General features: G+C 66.3%; 15 protein-coding genes. 7 read left to right on the top strand and 8 right to left on the bottom strand.

The window, feature by feature from the left end; translation table 11 throughout:
- Positions 1–273 carry a DUF6587 family protein gene (locus KT882_RS29830; protein WP_161071006.1) on the top strand — a complete coding sequence of 91 codons (273 nt, stop codon included), beginning with the start codon at positions 1–3 and terminating at the stop codon, positions 271–273.
- A gap of 103 nt (positions 274–376) precedes the next feature.
- On the opposite strand, the gene KT882_RS29825 is transcribed toward KT882_RS29830, so the two are convergent.
- Both KT882_RS29825 and KT882_RS29820 read right to left on the bottom strand, forming a co-directional pair.
- Positions 377–1981: an FMN-binding glutamate synthase family protein gene (locus KT882_RS29825; RefSeq protein ID WP_228894009.1), complete on the bottom strand. Its 1605-nt coding sequence runs from the start codon at positions 1979–1981 to the stop codon at positions 377–379.
- Between the two features lie 149 nt (positions 1982–2130).
- Positions 2131–4479: a catecholate siderophore receptor Fiu gene (locus KT882_RS29820; protein ID WP_228894008.1), complete on the bottom strand. Its 2349-nt coding sequence runs from the start codon at positions 4477–4479 to the stop codon at positions 2131–2133.
- Between the two features lie 194 nt (positions 4480–4673).
- On the opposite strand from KT882_RS29820, the gene KT882_RS29815 reads away from it, so the two are divergent.
- Genes KT882_RS29815 through KT882_RS29805 form a run of 3 tightly spaced genes read left to right on the top strand, consistent with a single transcriptional unit; the run spans position 4674 to position 6632 of the window.
- Entirely contained in the window at positions 4674–5345 is a 672-nt protein-coding gene (locus KT882_RS29815) for a glutathione S-transferase (protein WP_161071003.1), read from the top strand.
- A gap of 59 nt (positions 5346–5404) precedes the next feature.
- Positions 5405–6181, top strand: coding sequence for a 5'-3' exonuclease (locus KT882_RS29810; protein WP_161071002.1), 777 nt, complete (start codon positions 5405–5407; stop codon positions 6179–6181).
- Positions 6182–6203: 22 nt separating this feature from the next.
- On the top strand, positions 6204–6632 hold the full coding sequence (locus KT882_RS29805; protein ID WP_161071001.1) for an ANTAR domain-containing response regulator: 429 nt from the start codon (positions 6204–6206) through the stop codon (positions 6630–6632).
- On the opposite strand, the gene mnmA is transcribed toward KT882_RS29805, so the two are convergent.
- Together mnmA and KT882_RS29795 are read right to left on the bottom strand one after the other, a co-directional pair.
- Positions 6633–7742: a tRNA 2-thiouridine(34) synthase MnmA gene (gene mnmA / locus KT882_RS29800; RefSeq protein ID WP_161071000.1), complete on the bottom strand. Its 1110-nt coding sequence runs from the start codon at positions 7740–7742 to the stop codon at positions 6633–6635.
- A 33-nt stretch (positions 7743–7775) separates the two neighbouring features.
- The gene (locus tag KT882_RS29795) at positions 7776–8258 is read right to left on the bottom strand and encodes an NUDIX hydrolase (protein WP_161070999.1); all 483 of its coding nucleotides are present in this window, start codon (positions 8256–8258) and stop codon (positions 7776–7778) included.
- Between the two features lie 265 nt (positions 8259–8523).
- Here KT882_RS29795 and KT882_RS29790 point away from each other — a divergent pair, with 265 nt between their 5' ends.
- From KT882_RS29790 to KT882_RS29780, 3 genes are read left to right on the top strand one after another with little or no spacing between them, the layout of a single operon-like run.
- Positions 8524–9636: a Re/Si-specific NAD(P)(+) transhydrogenase subunit alpha gene (locus KT882_RS29790; protein ID WP_161070998.1), complete on the top strand. Its 1113-nt coding sequence runs from the start codon at positions 8524–8526 to the stop codon at positions 9634–9636.
- Between the two features lie 11 nt (positions 9637–9647).
- On the top strand, positions 9648–9968 hold the full coding sequence (locus KT882_RS29785; protein ID WP_161070997.1) for an NAD(P) transhydrogenase subunit alpha: 321 nt from the start codon (positions 9648–9650) through the stop codon (positions 9966–9968).
- Positions 9965–11437: an NAD(P)(+) transhydrogenase (Re/Si-specific) subunit beta gene (locus KT882_RS29780; protein ID WP_228894007.1), complete on the top strand. Its 1473-nt coding sequence runs from the start codon at positions 9965–9967 to the stop codon at positions 11435–11437. Before KT882_RS29785 ends, KT882_RS29780 begins: the two co-directional genes overlap by 4 nt.
- A gap of 13 nt (positions 11438–11450) precedes the next feature.
- Here KT882_RS29780 and KT882_RS29775 read toward each other — a convergent pair whose 3' ends face one another.
- Genes KT882_RS29775 through murU form a run of 4 tightly spaced genes read right to left on the bottom strand, consistent with a single transcriptional unit; the run spans position 11451 to position 15618 of the window.
- Positions 11451–12386 (bottom strand): TIGR02285 family protein, encoded by a 936-nt coding sequence (locus KT882_RS29775; protein WP_228894006.1) that lies wholly within the window; start codon positions 12384–12386, stop codon positions 11451–11453.
- Between the two features lie 18 nt (positions 12387–12404).
- The gene (locus KT882_RS29770) at positions 12405–13568 is read right to left on the bottom strand and encodes a UbiH/UbiF/VisC/COQ6 family ubiquinone biosynthesis hydroxylase (RefSeq protein WP_161070994.1); all 1164 of its coding nucleotides are present in this window, start codon (positions 13566–13568) and stop codon (positions 12405–12407) included.
- Positions 13565–14905, bottom strand: a complete 1341-nt coding sequence (gene pepP / locus KT882_RS29765) for a Xaa-Pro aminopeptidase (protein WP_161070993.1) — start codon at positions 14903–14905, stop codon at positions 13565–13567. Before pepP ends, KT882_RS29770 begins: the two co-directional genes overlap by 4 nt.
- Positions 14902–15618, bottom strand: a complete 717-nt coding sequence (gene murU / locus KT882_RS29760; protein WP_161070992.1) for an N-acetylmuramate alpha-1-phosphate uridylyltransferase MurU — start codon at positions 15616–15618, stop codon at positions 14902–14904. The genes pepP and murU overlap by 4 nt, the downstream gene beginning before the upstream one ends.
- Positions 15619–15627 lie beyond the last annotated feature (9 nt).

Here is a 15627-nt window from a genome sequence, read left to right as displayed (position 1 = left end):
ATGTGGCAGCAGATTATCGTGGGCCTGATCGTCGCAGCGGCGCTGCTGCACGCCAGCACCAAATACCTGCCGGCTGGCTGGCGCCGCCGCATCGTCTACGCGCTGGCCCGGCGCGGCCTGGACGAAGACAAGCTGGCCAAGTTCTTCAAGGTGCAGGACAGCTGCGGTTCCGGCTGCGGCAGCTGCGGCTCCTGCGGCCCCGGCGCCGATTCCTCCGCGCCCCCATCGCCGCCCGCCGCCCGCCGCGTCATCAAGCTCCACGTCCAGCGCTGATCTTGGCGGGTTACGCGGCTGCGCCGCTAACCCGCCCTACAATTTCCAGGCCCCGTATCCGTAGGGCGGGTTAGCGAAGCGTAACCCGCCATGCCACCGCGCGCTACTGTAGCGGGTGGAAGGACTCGGCTTGGGCGACCGGCCAGTAGAGGCCGAACACGGGCGGGAGCTTGGACAGCAGCGTGGGGTCGAGCAGCTGGCCGGGTTCGAGGTAGGGCAGCAGCGCCGAGGCGAGCTTGACCTGGTTGGGCGAGATGCGCCGCACAATGTGGTGCGGCTTGAGCTGCGAGGGGTGCGTCAGCCCGGCGGCGGCGATCAGCTCGGCCAGCGTTTTCATGGTGTTCTGGTGGAAGTGGGCCACGCGGCTGGTCTTGTCCGGCACCACCAGCGCGCGCTGGCGCAGCTTGTCCTGCGTGGCCACGCCGGTCGGGCAGCGGTCGGTGTGGCAGCTCTGCGACTGGATGCAGCCCAGCGCGAACATGAAGCCGCGCGCGGAGTTGCACCAGTCGGCGCCCAGCGCCAAAGTCCGCGCGATGTCGAAGGCGGTGATGATCTTGCCGGACGCGCCTATCTTGATGCGCTCGCGCAGCCCCGCGCCCACCAGCGTGTTGTGCACCAGTAGCAGCGCCTCCTGCAGCGGCGTGCCCACGTGGTCGGTGAATTCCACCGGCGCGGCGCCGGTGCCGCCTTCGCTGCCGTCGACCACGATGAAGTCGGGCGTGATGCCGGAGGCCAGCATGGCTTTGACGATGCCGAAAAATTCCCAGGGATGGCCGATGGCCAGCTTGAAGCCGGTCGGCTTGCCGCCGGACAGATTGCGCAGCTTGTCGATAAAGGCCAGCATTTCCAGCGGCGTGGAAAAGGCCGAGTGGTTGGCCGGGGAGATGCAGTCCACGCCCGCCATCACGCCGCGCGTGGCGGCGATTTCCAGGCTGACCTTGGGGCCGGGCAGCACGCCGCCGTGTCCCGGCTTGGCCCCTTGCGAGAGCTTCAGTTCTATCATCTTGACCTGCGCGGTGCAGGCGTTGGCGGCGAAGTTCTTTTCCGAGAAGCTGCCGTCCTCGTTGCGGCAGCCGAAGTAGCCCGAGCCGATTTCCCATACCAGGTCGCCGCCGTTTTCGCGGTGGTAGGGGCTGATGCTGCCTTCGCCCGTGTCGTGCATGAAGCCGCCGGTGCGCGCGCCGCCGTTCAGCGCCAGGATGGCGTTGGCCGACAGCGCGCCGAAACTCATCGCCGAGACATTGAACACGCTGGCCGAGTAGGGCTGCGCGCGCGGGCAGTCCGGATGGTTGCCGATCTCGATGCGGAAGTCGTGGCCGTTCACCGGCGCCGGCTGGATCGAGTGGTTGATCCATTCGTAGCCGGCCTGGTAAACGTCGAGCTGGGTGCCGAAGGGGCGCTTGTCGGTGTCGAGCTTGGCGCGCTGGTAGACGATGCTGCGCTGGTTGCGCGAGAACGGCGCGGCGGACTGGTCGTCCTCCAGCAGGTATTGGCGGATCTCGGGCCGGATGGCTTCGAACATGAAGCGGAAGTGCGCCAGGATGGGGTAGTTGCGGCGCAGCGCGCGCTTGGTCTGCAGCACGTCGGCGATGCCGACCACGGTGAGTGCGGCTGCGGCGGCGGCCACCCACAGCGGCGCCCCCATGGCCAGCGACAGCGGCAGGGCGGCGGCGGCGCCGGCGAACGCGGAATAGCGCAACATGGTCATGAACGGTCCTGTATCGGTGGCGTGGGCCGATTGTAGGACGGAAGCAAAAAAAACGCCACCGGGGCTCTGGGGAGAGGCCGGTGGCGGGCACACATTGCCTCCCGCGAGGGAGGCCGTAGGGAGGTGCTAAGGGGTGTGGTTGATCAATCTTAGAAGCGGATGTTGGCGGTCAGGCTGGCCGAGCGCGGCACGCCCGGGGTGTAGCGGTAGCCGGACTTGTTGATCGCCGCAACGTACTCTTCGCCGGTGATGTTATTCACGTTCAGCTGCAGGTCCACGTTCTTGTTGACGGTGTAGGCCGCCATGGCGTTGGCCACCCAGTAGCCGTCGGCGTAGGCCGGGGTGCCGACCGCGCCGTCGGTGCCGCGCAGCAGCTTGCCGGAGTAGCGCAGGCCGCCGCCCACTTTCAGGCCGAAGGGCAGCGTGTACGAGGTCCACGCTGTGAAGGAGTCCTTGGGCGTGTAGGTCAGCTGGTTCTGGCCATTGGCGGTGATGGTCTTGCCGGCCAGGACTTCGGTCTTCATGTGGGCATAGCCTGCGCTGATCAGCCAGTTCTTGGCCAGCTCGCCGGTCACGCCGATCTCGACGCCTTCCACGCGCTTCTTGCCGGTCTGGTAGTACTGCAGGTCGATCGGGTCCTGCTCAACCTCGTTCTTCACGGTGGTGCGGTAGATGGCGCCGGTCAGGGCCAGTTTCTGTTTCAGCAGGTCCCACTTGCCGCCGATTTCCTGGGTGGTGGTTTCCTGCGGGTCGAACTTCGGATTGGCCGCGCTGCTGGCGCTGGCCGACAACGAGAAGTTGGAGCCGCCCGGCGGCTGCTTGGACGTGGCCACGGTGGCGTACACGCTGCTGTCCGGGGTCGGCTTGTACAGCGCCGACAGCTTGCCGTTCACCAGGGTGTCGGACAGGTTCATATTGGCCGGCAGCAGGGTGCCGACCGGCAGCGTTGGATTGGCGGCGGCGGTCGACAGCGTGATGGCGTTGTAGGTGGTGCGGAAGTGGTCGGCGCGGATGCCGCCGCTGAACATCCACTGCTCGCCCAGCTTGGCCGTGTCGAACAGGTACAGGCTCTGGGTGTTGGTGCTGCCGTCGGTCATGGCGCCGTTGCGCACCGGGTTCAGGCCGACCGGTTTGATCGAGGAGTCCGGGTTGTACAGCGGCGTGTCGGCCAGGGTGCCCAGGCTGGCGGCCAGGTAGCTGTAGCTGACTTGCTTCTCGTTGGTGAATTCCAGGCCGGCGATGGCGGTGTGCTTCATGCCGGCGGCGTCGAATTCGGCGGTCAGGTTGGTCTGGTTGGTCAGGATTTCGTTGCGCTGGTCCTTGATGGTGCGGGTGGTGCGTTTCAGCAGCCAGGCCGACGGGTCCAGCACGGCGCCGGTGTTGTTGTTGGCGCGCGTGACCAGGTTGGCGGCGGTGCCCATGAAGGCGGTCAGCAGGTAGTCCTGGTCGGTCTTGCCGAAGCGCGAGGTGTTCTGCAGCTTGACGGTGGACGAGAAGTCGTGGTCCACGCGCACGGTGGCCATGTCGGCTTTCACTTTGTCGTAGTCGCTGCTGGAGCCGTAGAAGCCTTTCGGATTGACCATGGCGGCGGTGTTCAGTTCCGGACGCGGCGCGGCTGCGGTGCCAGGGCTGGTGTAGCCTGGCAGGCCGATGGTGGGCACGCCGCCGTCGGGGACGTTGTCCTGGTCCACGTGCAGATAGCTCAGCGTCAAACGGGTGGGGCTGCCGATGCCGAAGGCGACGGTCGGCGCGATGGCCCAGCGCTTGTTCTTGACCACGTCGCGGCCCGGCTTGCCGCTGTCCTGCGCCAGCGCGTTGAAGCGGAAGGCGATGCCTTTCTCGGCGCTGATCACCTGGTTCACGTCGGCGGTGGCGCGCTTCTGTTCGGCGCTGCCGAAGGTCACGCGGCCCGAGTAGGCGTCCTGCATGTGGGCTTGCTTGGAGCTCAGGTTGATCGAGCCGGTGGGCGCGCCGCGGCCGCTGTCGGTGCCGGCGGGGCCTTTCAGGATGTCGATCTGTTCAACGTTGAACACGTCGCGCGAGATCGAGCCCATGTCGCGCACGCCGTCCACGTAGATGCTGCTGGAGGCGTCGAAGCCGCGCATGAAGATGGCGTCGCCGGTGTTGGTGTTGCCGTTCTCGCCCAGGAAGAAGGCGCCCACGCCCGGGGTGTTGGCCAGCGCCTCGGTCAGCGTGGCGGCGCCTTGCTGCTCGATCAGCTCGCGCTTGATGACGGTGATGGTCTGCGGCGTGTTCACCAGCAGTTCGCTGTACTTGGCAGAGGCGGCGCGGTCGGCCTTGAAGTCGTTCTCTTTCGCGCCTTCCACGCGCACTTCCTGCATGGTCGCGGGCGCTGCCGCCGCGGCGGTTGCGCTTGCTGCGGCAGGCGCGGCGTCGGCCGCGTGGCCGGTGGCAGCCATCGGCAGCAGCATGGCGGCCAGGAGCGTGTTCATGGGAGTGAAAGCTGGGGTTGCGTGCTTGCGGCTTGTGATTGCCATGGTGTGTCTTCTCGGTAAAAGTTTGTAAAGATCGAGCAAGATGATAGCAACTGTATGCGTTTATGTAAACGAGAATTGTTATCATTCCCATTTCGATTACTATTCGCACTGGGAAGCGATACACCGGGAAGATGGTGGAAATGCTAAGCTGGCGGATTGCGGGCCATGCCCGGGCACTGTATGAGGGAAGCGTCATGATTGTGGTCCACCACCTGAACAATTCACGTTCGCAGCGCGTGCTGTGGCTGCTCGAGGAACTGGGGCTGGAGTACCAGATCGTGCGCTACCAGCGCGACGCCAAGACCATGCTGGCGCCGCCGGAGCTGAGCGCCATCCATCCGCTGGGCAAGTCGCCCGTCATCACCGACGGCGACGCCACCGTGGCCGAGTCGGGCGCCATCATCGAATACCTGGTGGAGAAGTACGGCAACGGCAGGCTGGTGCCGCCCGCCGGCACGGCCGACAAGCGGCGCTGGACCTATTTCCTGCACTACGCCGAAGGCTCGGCCATGGCGCCGCTGCTGATGAAGCTGGTGTTCGACCGGGTCGAGAGCGGCCCGGCGCCGTTCTTCGTCAAGCCCATCGCCAAGGCCATCGCGGCCAAGGTCAAGGGCAGCTACATCCTGCCGCAGATCGAGCGCCACCTGGACTACCTGGAAGGGGAGCTGGGCAAGACCGAATGGTTCGCCGGCGCCGAGTTCAGCGCGGCCGACGTGCAGATGAGCTTCCCGCTCGAAGCGGCGGCCGCGCGCGGCGGCCTTGCGCGCAGCCGGCCCCGCCTGATGGCCTTCCTGGAGCGCATCCACGCCCGCCCGGCCTACCAGCGCGCGTTGGAAAAAGGCGGCCCTTACGAACTGCTGCGCTGAGGCGCCGGGCTGTGGCGCCAGTGCTAGAATGGCGCCACTGAACCAGACGCAGATTTTTCATGGGTAGACTCCTCGCCATCGACGGCTTGAACATTGTGCGCCGCGTGTATGAAGCCAGCCCCGAACCCGATTCGGACCTGAAGGCCGAAATCGCGCTGCGCCATGCGCTGTCCTCGTTCCGCAACCTGATCACCGACCACCAGCCCACGCACGTGCTGCCGGCCTTCGACTATGGCGGCGCCACCTGGCGCCACCAGCTCTACGCCGGCTACCGCGAGGGCCGCGCGCCCATGCCCGGCGTGCTGCGCGAGGCGCTGCCGGAGTTCTACCAGAGCCTGGGCCGCTTCGGCCTGCGCGTGGTCAGCCTGCCGGACGTGGAGGCGGACGACGTGATCGGCACCGTCGTGCTGCGCTGGCTGGCCGAGGACCGCGGCGCCGCCGTGGTGGCCACCACCGACAAGGACCTGCATTGCCTGGTTGCCCAGGGCGCGCTGGTGTGGGACCATTTCAAGAGCGAGTGGCACGACCATGCCTGGTGCGAGAAGAAATGGGGCGTGCCGCCCGAGCAGCTGCCGGACCTGCTGGCGCTGATGGGCGACGCCACCGACAGCATTCCCGGCGTGTCCAAGGTGGGCCTGAAGACGGCGGCCAAACTGTTGCGCACATACGGCAGTCTGGACGCCATCATGGCTGGCGCCGGCATCCTCAAGGACACGCTGGGGGAAACCTTACGAAAAGAGCGCGAGATGCTGTATCTTTCTCGTCAGCTGGTGCAATTGAAGACGGATGTGCGGGTCGGCGTGAGCTGGAATATGCTGGCCTGGGAATCCGCGTAAAGATAAACAAGTGGGGTGAGAGATGTTAAAAGCTGTGATAGTCGACACCAGTGCGGTGGCGCGCGGCTTGCTGAATACGGTGCTGCTGGACGGCGGCTACGACGTGGTGGGCCAGGGCCATACCGGCGCCAGCGCCATCGCGCTGATGGTGAAATACCAGCCGCAGCTCGTCTGCATTGCGCGCGACGTGTTCGACGCCGACGAGGCCTCCGTGGCCGAGCTGCGCAAGGGCTGGCCGAAGTCGCTGATCTTCATGGTCTCGAGCGAGTTTGACGCGGCCACCGTGCAGAAGGCCCACGCCATGGGCGTGAACGGTTTTATCGTCAAGCCCTTCAACGCCGGCACGGTGCTCAACACCATCCGCAATACCGTGATCGCCATGGTAAAACGCCAGCAGAAAGCGCTGGCGGATCAGAACGGCGCGGCCGAAAACGGCGCCGGCGAGGCCTGATTATTCGAACGTCGAGGCGGCGATGATGCCGCCGCCCAGGCACACGTCGCCGTCGTACAGCACGGCCGACTGGCCGGGCGTGACCGCCCACTGCGCGTCCGGGAAACCGAGCGAGAAGTTGAGCATGCCGTCCGCCGCCACGTCGCACGGCACGTCGGCCTGGCGATAGCGGGTCTTGGCCGAGATGCGGCCGGCCTCGGGCGCCACGCCCGCGATCCAGCTGGCCTGGTCCGCCGTCAGCGCGGACGACAGCAGCCACGGATGGTCGTGTCCCTGCACCACCCACAGCGTATTGCTCTCGATGTCCTTGCGCGCCACATACCACGCGTCGCTGGAGCCGTCGGCGTTCTGGTAGGTCTTCACGCCGCCTATGCCTATGCCCTTGCGCTGTCCCAGCGTGTAGAAGGACAGGCCCACGTGCTCGCCCACCACCTTGCCGTCCGGCGTCTTCATCGGACCCGGCTTGTGCTGCAGGTAGCGGCCCAGGAACTCGCGGAACGGGCGTTCGCCGATAAAGCAGATGCCGGTCGAATCCTTCTTGGCGGCGTTCGGCAGCTGCAGCTTCTCTGCAATCTTGCGCACTTCGGTTTTCGGGATTTCGCCCAGCGGGAACAGGGTCTTGGACAACTGCGCCTGGTTCAGGCGGTGCAGGAAATAGCTCTGGTCCTTGGTGTGGTCGAAGGCCTTCAGCAGCTCGAAGCGATCATTCAGCGTGTTGTGGCGCACGCGCGCATAGTGGCCGGTGGCGATCAGGTCCGCGCCCAGGTGCATGGCGTGGTCGAGGAAGGCCTTGAACTTGATCTCGGCGTTGCACAGCACGTCCGGATTGGGCGTGCGGCCGGCCTGGTATTCGCGCAGGAACTCGGCGAACACGCGGTCCTTGTATTCGGCGGCGAAGTTGACGGCCTCGATGTCCACGCCCACCACGTCGGCCACGCTGGCCGCGTCTATCCAGTCCTGGCGGGTGGAGCAGTATTCGGAGTCGTCGTCATCTTCCCAGTTCTTCATGAACAGGCCGATCACCTCGTAACCCTGTTCTTTGAGCATCCACGCCGCGACCGAGGAGTCCACCCCGCCCGACATGCCGATAACGACTTTTTTCTTACTCATTCTTGATTTCCGTCAAACTTCTTATAACTTCGCTTAAACTTCGCCGAACACGGAGTCATGTGTGTGCAAAAGCTCCAAGGGCGCGCGCTTGCCCGCCAGGTACTCGTCCACGCAGGTGAGCAGCAAAGGACTGCGGTGGCGCTCCGCGCAGGCGGCAATTTCGTCGCGCGTGAGCCACATGGTGCGCAGGATGCCGTCGTCCAGCGGACGGCCCTCATGCAGGGCGCCGGCCACGCCGCAAAAGGCGAAGCGCAGGTACTGCACGGCCTCGCCGGTGCGTGCCGAACGGTAGCGCGACATATACATGCCCACCAGTCCGGTAGGCGTGAAATCGTAGGCGGTTTCCTCCAGCACTTCGCGCACCACGGCCTGCTCCAGCGATTCAAACGGATCCAGGTGGCCCGCGGGCTGGTTCAGCCGTATGCCATCGCTGGTCTCCTCCTCGATCAATAGGAATTTGCCATCGCGCTCAATGACGGCGGCAACGGTTACAGAGGGTCTCCAGGTTCGCGGCATGTGTCTCTTCCTTGAAAGAGCCGCCATTTTAGCTTGTTCCGATGCGTTGCGTTCCGATGTCGCCTAAATAGAGGGAAAGTTCGATTAAAACCGGTTTCCAGGGGCTTGTTTTGCACCACATGGGATGGCGTTTCCACGGTGTGAAACCGGGGGTGTCTTATGCGCGACAGGCGATGGTTGTTGCCGGGCTAAAAAGGTTAGCTTTCAGGAAAACCGTGCTATGTTCTACAAAGAGCAACACTATTTTGCAACTTCTGGAGGCTACATGAGAATAGGCATACCGGCGGAGACACGGCCAGGGGAAACCCGGGTTGCGGCGACGCCTGAAACTGTAAAAAAACTCGCTGCCAAGCATCAGATCATCGTGCAGGCGGGGGCCGGCTTGACGGCCTCGGTGACGGACGAGGCTTACGCCGCGGCCGGCGCCACCATAGGCACAGCGGCGGACGCCTACGGCGCCGACGTGGTGCTCAAGGTGCGCGCCCCGAACGCGGAGGAGCGCGCGCTGATGAAGGCCGGCACCGTCCTCATCGGCATGCTCAACCCATTCGACGCCGAGAACATCGCCGCCATGGCCGCCGCCGGGCTGCAGGCCTTTGCGCTGGAAGCGGTGCCGCGCATTACGCGCGCGCAGTCGATGGACGTGCTGTCCTCGCAGGCCAACATCGCCGGCTACAAGGCGGTGCTGGTGGGCGCCAATACCTACCAGCGCTTCATGCCCATGCTGATGACCGCCGCCGGCACCGTGAAAGCGGCCCGCGTGCTGATCATGGGCGTGGGCGTGGCGGGCCTGCAGGCCATCGCCACGGCCAAGCGCCTGGGCGCGGTGATCGAGGCCTCCGACGTGCGGCCGCCGGTGAAGGAGCAGGTGGAATCGCTGGGCGCCAAGTTCATCGACGTGCCTTTCCTCACCGATGAAGAAAAAGAGATCGCGCAAGGCGTGGGCGGCTATGCCCGTTCCATGCCGGCGGACTGGATGAAGCGCCAGGCGGAACTGGTGCATGAACGCGCCAAGCTGGCCGACATCATCATCACCACCGCGCTGATCCCGGGCCGCGCCGCGCCGGTGCTGATCTCGGAAGAGACCGTGAAAGCCATGAAGCCGGGCTCCGTGATTGTCGACCTGGCGGTGAGCCAGGGCGGCAACTGCCCGCTGTCGGAACTGAACAAGACTGTCATCAAGCACGGCGTGCACATCGTCGGCGAGCCGGACCTGGCCTGCCACGTTGCGGCCGACGCGTCCGCCCTGTATGCGCGCAACGTGCTGGACTTCCTCAAACTGATCATCGACAAAGAAGACAAGCTGGTGATCGACCGCGAAGACGAAATCCTGAAGGCCACTCTGGTGTGCGCCGACAGCGTGGTCTTGCGCAAATAAGGAGAATAAAAATGGAAGTTAGCCACACCATCACCAATCTCATTATCTTCGTGCTGGCGATCTACGTCGGCTACCACGTGGTCTGGGGCGTCACGCCCGCGCTGCATACGCCGCTGATGGCGGTGACCAATGCGGTATCGGCCATCATCATCGTCGGCGCCATGCTGGCGGCGGGCCTGACCGAAGGCCTGACCGGCCAGGTTGCCGGCACCATCGCCGTCGCGCTGGCCGCAGTCAATGTGTTCGGCGGATTCCTGGTCACCCAGCGCATGCTGGAGATGTTCAAGAAAAAAGAGCCCAAGGCCAAACCTGCGGCGGGAGACAAAGCATGAGCTTCATCAGCCTGAATCTTGTCACGATGATGTATTTGATCGCCTCGGTGTGCTTCATCCAGGCGCTCAAGGGCTTGTCGTCGCCGGCCAACGCGCGCCGGGGCAATGCCTTCGGCATGACCGGCATGGCCATCGCAGCCGTCACCACGGTGGCGCTGATCCTCAAACTGCGGGCCGAAGCGGCCAGCGCCGGCGCGGGCAACGGCCTGGGCCTGGGCCTGGTGGCGTTGGGCGTGGTGGTGGGCGGCGGCATCGGCGCCTATCTCGCCAAGACGGTCGAGATGACCAAGATGCCGGAACTGGTGGCGGCCATGCACTCGCTGATCGGCCTGGCCGCAGTGTGCATCGCGGTGGCCGCCGTGTCCGAGCCGCACGCCTTCAACATCGCCCAGGCGGGCCAGGCGCTGCCGGTCGGTAACCGCATCGAACTGTTCATCGGCACCTTCGTGGGCGCCATCACCTTCTCCGGTTCGGTGATCGCTTTCGGCAAGCTGGCGGGCAAATACAAGTTCCGCCTGTTCCAGGGCGCGCCGGTGGTGTTCGCCGGCCAGCACATGCTGAACCTGGTGCTGGCCATCGTCATGGTGGGCCTGGGCCTGGCCTTCGTGTTCGCGGGCGGCGTGGAGCCGGCGTGGACGCCGTTCATTATCATGACCGCCATCGCCTTCGTGCTGGGTGTGCTCATCATCATCCCCATCGGCGGCGCGGACATGCCGGTGGTGGTGTCGATGCTGAACTCCTACTCCGGCTGGGCCGCTGCCGGCATCGGCTTCTCGCTGAACAACTCCATGCTGATCATTGCCGGTTCGCTGGTGGGTTCGAGCGGCGCCATCCTGTCCTACATCATGTGCAAGGCCATGAACCGCTCCTTCTTCAACGTGATCCTGGGCGGCTTCGGCGGCGACGCGGCGGCGGCTTCGTCGGGCGGCGGCTCGCAGCCTGCGCGTCCGGTGAAATCCGGTTCGGCGGACGATGCGGCCTTCATCATGGCCAATGCGGAAACCGTGATCATCGTTCCGGGCTACGGCCTGGCGGTGGCGCGCGCGCAGCACTCGCTGAAAGAGCTGGTGGAAAAGCTCACGCACAAGGGCGTGACCGTGAAGTACGCCATCCATCCGGTGGCGGGCCGCATGCCGGGCCACATGAACGTGCTGCTGGCCGAAGCCGAGGTGCCGTACGACCAGGTGTTCGAGATGGAGGACATCAACGGCGAATTCGGCCAGACCGACGTGGTGCTGGTGCTGGGCGCGAACGACGTGGTGAACCCGGCCGCGAAAGATCCGAAATCGCCTATCGCGGGCATGCCCATCCTGGAGGCCTACAAGGCCAAGAGCATCATCGTCAACAAGCGTTCCATGGCATCCGGCTATGCGGGCCTGGACAATGACCTGTTCTACCAGGCCAATACCATGATGGTGTTCGGCGATGCGAAGAAGGTGATTGAGGATATGGTGAAGGCAGTCGAGTAAGCCGGCTGTTCTTTCATTCGTAGTCCGAAGCGGGGCTGGGTTTGCCGCGCTGGCGGGTGAACTCCGCCAGCGCGGCAGCGTGGCGCTGGCGGCTGGCTTCCGTTTGCCAGCGGGTCTGCGCCTGCATCAGCGCGGCTGCCCCTTCGCGTGTGCCGAGCAGGCGGTCTATCCTCCGTATTGCGGCCCGGCCCCAGGGCGTGCGCGGACAGGCCACGCCGACGGTGACCGGAGCGCTGCCGCCAGCCACCGCCACGGTTTTGAGCGTTGCCAGTTCCGGTGCGCGCGACATTTCGTAGGCCAGCGCGAAGTCGTAGTCCAGCGTGTAGTCGGCGCGCTTGGCGGCGATCATCCTGAGGATGTTGCCGCCGTAGCTGCTGACCGGAATGATCTGCAAGCTGGAATGCCTGGGCCGGCGCGCAATGGCGCCATCGGCTGCGGCGCCGTAGCTGCGCTTGTCGACCACGATGCCGTGCAGCTTGGCGCGTTCCAGCAGGGCGGCCAGGTCGGCTTCGCCGGCGCTGTTCAGCGGCACCGAGGGCAGCGAGGCGCCGCGCACGATGAGCACCGGCGGCGGCAAGAGGTTGGTGTTGCTGAAGTAGGCGATGCGCTCGCGCTCCGGCGTGCGCAGCGCGGCGGGAAAGCAGACCGCTTCGCCGCGTTCAAGGATTTCCCAGGTGCGCCTGGCGTTGGCGTAGATGTAGCGGTGCTCGGCTTCGGGCCAGCGGGCGGTGATGAAGTTGACGGCCTGGTCGGCGACGCCGTTGCCGGGTTTGCCGTTGACCGGAATGGCTGCGGGCGGGAAGTCGGGCATCACCCAGGTCATCACGTCTTTGGCCTGCGCCGCGCCGGGCGCCAGTCCCGCCGCGATGGCCAGCGCGCAAGCGGCGGCCGATACAGTGCGCCATGCCGCGTGCCTGCGGGTAGTGTGGGCGGCGGTATGGGCTGGCATGGCTGTGCTGTGGGCAGGTTAGCGGCGGCCGAACATCATCAGTTCGGCCAGCATGCCGCGCGCGGGGCCGAACAGGTCGATGGCGGCGAGCGAGGCGCCCAGCAGCGCTTGCGCCGGCGAGTCGTTGGCGAACACGCGCGCCATGGTGTCGGTCAAGTGCACGGTCAGGCTGCGGTCGGCGCTGCGCTGCGCTTCGTACTGCGCCAGCATGGCCGGCGTGGCGCCTTGCGCCAGCAGGCGCGCCAGCACGGCGGCGTCGCGCAGGCCGAGGTTCAGGCCCTGGCCCGCTACCGGATGCAAAGTCTGCGCCGCGTTGCCGATGGCGGCCATGCGCAGCCTGCCATCGCCGCCGGCCTTGCCGGCATTGAGCCCGAGCGGAAACGCCACGCGGCGCGAGGTGTGGGTGAAGCTGCCCACGCGCGTGCCGAAGGCTGTTCCCAGCTGCTCCAGGAAGGCCGCATCGTCCAGCGCAAGCAGCGCCTGAGCGCTGTCCGGACGCACGCACCACACCAGCGAATATTCCCCATCCTGCGGCAGCAGCGCCAGCGGGCCTTGTTCGGTAAACCGTTCGTAAGCGCGGTGCGCCACCGGCGCGCTGCTGCGCACCTGCGCGATGATGGCGGTCTGGCCGTAGTCGCGCTGCCGGGCCTTGGCTTGCTGCTCGCCGAACAGGCCGCCCTCGGCCTGCACCACGATGGAGGCCGTCAGCGTGCGCGGCTGGCCGTCTTCCTCGATGGCGATGGCGACGTGGCCGGGCTGTTCTTCCATACCCGTCACCAGCGCGGGACGCAGCGCGGCGATGCCTGCGCGTTCGCAGGCCGCGCCCAGTTCCGTCACCAGCGCGCCGTAGCGGCTCACATAGCCCAGCGCTTCCAGCTTGTGCTCCCCGCGGTCTATCATGCTGCGGCCGAACTGGCCGCGGCGCGAGACGTGGATCTGGTGGATGGCGGTGGCGGGCACGGGCCAGCAGCCGATGTCTTCCAGGATCTGGCGGCTGCCGTAGGACAGGGCCAGCGAGCGCGGGTCGTTGCCGGCTTGCTGCAGGGTGCGCGCGTCGACCAGCGCAATGCGCTGCGGCGCCACGCCGCGTTTCGCCAGCAGCGCCGCCAGCGCCATGCCGGCCGGGCCTGCGCCGCAGATGGCGATGTCGTAGCCGGGCGCGCCGTTTTCGATATGGCTCATGGCTGCTGCATCAGTTGTTCTATCTCGTCCACGGTCTTGGGCGCGGCGGCGCTCAGGATGGTGTAGCCGTCGTTGGTCACCAGCACGTCGTCCTCGATGCGGATGCCAATGTTCCAGTACTGCTCCGGCACGTCCGGCGCAGGGCGCACATAGATGCCCGGCTCCACCGTCAGCACCATGCCCGCATGCAGCGGGCGCGATGGGGTGCCGGTGGTGCGCACGTCGCGGTACAGGCCCACGTCGTGCACGTCCATGCCCAGCCAGTGGCCGGTGCCGTGCATGTAGAAGCGCGTGTAGTCCTTGCCGGCGATGGCCGCGTCCAGCGTGGGATAGCCGGACTTGTCCAGCAGGCCCAGGTCCAGCATGCCTTGCACCAGCACCCGCACGGCGGCGTCGTGCACCGACTGGTAGGGCTGGCCGGGACGGATCGCCTGCAGCGCCGCGTCCTGCGCCGCCAGCACCAGTTCGTACAGCGCGCGCTGCGGTGCGCTGAAGCGGCCGTTCACCGGATAGGTGCGCGTGATGTCGGAGGCGTAGCCGTCAAGCTCGCAGCCGGCGTCGATCAGCACCAGGTCGCCGTCGCGCGTCTGCGCGTTGTTGGCGTTGTAGTGCAGCACGCAGGCGTTGGCGCCGCTGGCGACGATGGAGTTGTAGGCGGGCGCCTGCGCGCCGTTGCGGCGGAACTCGTACAGCAGCTCCGCTTCGATTTCGTATTCATGCATGCCGGGCCGCGATGCGCGCATGGCGCGCGCGTGGGCCTGGCCGGAAATGGTGGCCGCGCGCAGCATGGTGGCCTGCTCGCTCTCGTCCTTGATCAGCCGCATTTCGTCTATCAGCGGCAGCAGGTTGTGGTGCGTTTCCGGCGCCGTCACGCCGCTGCGCGACTGGCCGCGCACGGCGTCCACCCAGCGCTTGATCTGGGTTTCCAGCTGCGCGTGCTGCGCAGCGCGGCCTTGCGGCGCGTACAGGGTAGGCACATTGGCCAGCAGGCGCGCCATTTCGGCGTCCAGCGCGGCGACGGGGAAGGCGGCGTCGAAGCCGAAGGCCTCGCGCGCCGCGTCCGGGCCGTGGCGGTAGCCTTCCCAGATTTCGCGCTCGGCGTTTTTCTCGCGGCAGAACAGCAGCGCTTGCGGCGCTTCGTCGTGGCGCGGCGCCACCAGCACCAGCACCGCCTCCGGCTCGGTGAAGCCGGTCAGGTAGTAGAAGTGGCTGTCGTGACGGTAGGGATAGTCGCTGTCGCTGTTGCGCGGCACTTCGGGCGCGGTGGCCAGCACGGCCACGCTGCCCGGCTCCATCAGCGCCAGCAGGCGCTTGCGGCGCAGGGCATGGGTGTTCATGGCGCGGCCTTTACGCCGTTCAGTTCATTGAGCTGGTCCACCGTGCCGACGTTGACCCAGTCGCCTTCATACAGCTCGCCGCCCACCTGGCCCAGGTCCGCGTACTTGCGTATCAGCTTGCCCAGGCCCGCGTGCTGGCCGGGCGCTATGCCGTCGAACATCTCGGGACGGTACACGCCGATGTTGCCGAAGTTCCACAGCGTGTCGCCCTCGTTGGCCACCGAGTACATATTCAGCGCGAAGTCGCCCTTGGGGTTGTGCCACGGGTTCTTGGTCAGCCACACCCAGGCCACGTCGCGCTTGTCCTTGGGATAGGGGTTGCCCCACATGTCCTTATCGTGCAGCACGTCCGTGACCTGCTCGAAGTCGAAGTAGGGGCAGTAGATGTCGCCCGAGATGGCCAGGAAGGGTTCCTCGCCCAGCAGGTGGCGCGCCTGCGCAATGCCGCCCGCCGTTTCCAGCGGCGAGTCCGCCGGCTCGGGCGAATAGCGGATCTGCGCGCCGAACTGGCCGCCGTCGCCCAGCGCGTCCTCTATCATGTGGCCCAGGTGGGCGTGGTTGATCACGATGTCCGTGATCCCGCCGCGCACCAGGTTCAGGATGTGCCACACGATCAGCGGCCGGCCGCGCACCTTCAGCAGCGGCTTGGGGCATGCGTCGGTGAGCGGGCGCATGCGCTCGCCGCGTCCGGCGGCGAAGATCATAGCTTTCATGGCGCCGCC

The organism is Pseudoduganella aquatica (genome assembly GCF_020865585.1).
In the GTDB taxonomy this organism is placed as follows: Bacteria; Pseudomonadota; Gammaproteobacteria; order Burkholderiales; family Burkholderiaceae_D; genus Rugamonas; species Rugamonas aquatica_A.
The sequence above is the reverse complement of the archived record's forward strand: the minus strand, read 5'-3'. Positions and strand labels throughout refer to the sequence as shown.